Source organism: Brevibacillus sp. YAE8, from assembly GCF_057543335.1.
The window spans coordinates 1-537 of the sequence record NZ_BAAIYG010000154.1; the positions used below are offsets into that span (position 1 = coordinate 1).

The 537-nt window shown below is 37.4% G+C and carries 1 protein-coding gene; it reads left to right on the forward strand.

Translation table 11 applies throughout. The features are described 5' to 3' along the window. The coding region (locus tag AC27IT_RS28120) for a DUF72 domain-containing protein (RefSeq protein WP_487092311.1) at nucleotides 1-476 on the forward strand (476 nt) is incomplete at its 5' end. Between the last annotated feature and the right edge of the window lie 61 nt (nucleotides 477-537).

Genomic DNA, 537 nt, shown 5'->3' on the forward strand with positions numbered 1-537 from the left:
GGTATAGCCGTGAGAAGTTTGGAGATTTGCCAGTAGCGCTGGAGTTTCGAAATCAATCTTGGTTTAAACCGTTTTTCTATGATAAAACGTTAACGTTTATGGAACAAGAGAAGTGGATTCATGGTATTTGTGATGAACCGCAGGCAGGAGAAGGATCTATTCCCATTGTGATTCATGCTACAGATAAACAGAAAACACTTATACGTTTTCATGGACGAAACGTACACGGTTGGAATAAGCCCGCAGAAGGCAATTGGCGAGCGGTAAGGTTTTTGTATCGTTACAATGAAAAAGAGCTCCTAGAGTGGAAAGAACGTCTTGAAAAGCTGCAAAAACAAACGAAGGACATTTACCTGTTATTTAATAATAACTCCGGCGGAGATGCTGTACATAATGCCAAACAGCTCATGAGCTTATTAAATATTGAATATGAGAATTTAGCTCCTAAGCAACTAGATTTTTTTAACGAATTTTAGCACCGAGGTCTATAAAATGTATAAGGATTACTCTAAACGTTAAATAGGTAGAAAAGTATAT